Origin of the sequence: Gilliamella sp. B3127 (genome assembly GCF_026536935.1) — a bacterium.
Classification (GTDB): Bacteria; Pseudomonadota; Gammaproteobacteria; order Enterobacterales; family Orbaceae; genus Gilliamella; species Gilliamella apicola_E.
Genome location: NZ_JAFNNI010000013.1, coordinates 3456 through 5167, shown reverse-complemented (window position 1 = coordinate 5167; position 1712 = coordinate 3456). Strand labels below are relative to the sequence as shown.

1 rRNA gene is annotated in these 1712 nt (G+C 50.4%); it reads left to right on the top strand.

The window, feature by feature from the left end:
* The first annotated feature begins 134 nt into the window (after positions 1 to 134).
* Positions 135 to 1672: ribosomal RNA gene (locus J3U00_RS11520) — 16S ribosomal RNA — on the top strand.
* The last annotated feature ends 40 nt before the right edge of the window (positions 1673 to 1712 follow it).

Genomic DNA, 1712 nt, shown 5'->3' with positions numbered 1-1712 from the left:
AGAAACAGACAATCTGTGTGGGCACTTGCGAGACGAAAAATTAAAAGTCTACGGACTCAAAAAATTAAGTCTTGATAAGTGACACTGAAGATTCATTTGAATATGTCAGAGACAGTTATTGAGCATCAAACTTTAAATTGAAGAGTTTGATCATGGCTCAGATTGAACGCTGGCGGCAGGCTTAACACATGCAAGTCGAACGGTAACATGAGTGCTTGCACTTGATGACGAGTGGCGGACGGGTGAGTAAAGTATGGGGATCTGCCGAATGGAGGGGGACAACAGTTGGAAACGACTGCTAATACCGCATAATGTTGAGAGACCAAAGCATGGGACCTTCGGGCCATGCGCCATTTGATGAACCCATATGGGATTAGCTAGTTGGTGAGGTAAAGGCTTACCAAGGCGACGATCTCTAGCTGGTCTGAGAGGATGACCAGCCACACTGGAACTGAGACACGGTCCAGACTCCTACGGGAGGCAGCAGTGGGGAATATTGCACAATGGGGGAAACCCTGATGCAGCCATGCCGCGTGTATGAAGAAGGCCTTCGGGTTGTAAAGTACTTTCGGTAATGAGGAAGGTGGTGTATCTAATAGGTGCATCAATTGACGTTAATTACAGAAGAAGCACCGGCTAACTCCGTGCCAGCAGCCGCGGTAATACGGAGGGTGCGAGCGTTAATCGGAATGACTGGGCGTAAAGGGCATGTAGGCGGATAATTAAGTTAGGTGTGAAAGCCCTGGGCTCAACCTAGGAATTGCACTTAAAACTGGTTAACTAGAGTATTGTAGAGGAAGGTAGAATTCCACGTGTAGCGGTGAAATGCGTAGAGATGTGGAGGAATACCGGTGGCGAAGGCGGCCTTCTGGACAGATACTGACGCTGAGATGCGAAAGCGTGGGGAGCAAACAGGATTAGATACCCTGGTAGTCCACGCTGTAAACGATGTCGATTTGGAGTTTGTTGCCCTGAGTGATGGGCTCCGAAGCTAACGCGATAAATCGACCGCCTGGGGAGTACGGCCGCAAGGTTAAAACTCAAATGAATTGACGGGGGCCCGCACAAGCGGTGGAGCATGTGGTTTAATTCGATGCAACGCGAAGAACCTTACCTGGTCTTGACATCCACAGAATCTTGCAGAGATGCGAGAGTGCCTTCGGGAACTGTGAGACAGGTGCTGCATGGCTGTCGTCAGCTCGTGTTGTGAAATGTTGGGTTAAGTCCCGCAACGAGCGCAACCCTTATCCTTTGTTGCCAGCGATTCGGTCGGGAACTCAAAGGAGACTGCCGTTGATAAAGCGGAGGAAGGTGGGGACGACGTCAAGTCATCATGGCCCTTACGACCAGGGCTACACACGTGCTACAATGGCGTATACAAAGGGAGGCGACCTCGCGAGAGCAAGCGGACCTCAGAAAGTACGTCTAAGTCCGGATTGGAGTCTGCAACTCGACTCCATGAAGTCGGAATCGCTAGTAATCGTGAATCAGAATGTCACGGTGAATACGTTCCCGGGCCTTGTACACACCGCCCGTCACACCATGGGAGTGGGTTGCACCAGAAGTAGATAGCTTAACCTTCGGGAGGGCGTTTACCACGGTGTGATTCATGACTGGGGTGAAGTCGTAACAAGGTAACCGTAGGGGAACCTGCGGTTGGATCACCTCCTTACGAAGAGCTCGTAAGTGTTCACACAGATTGTTTGTTTAGA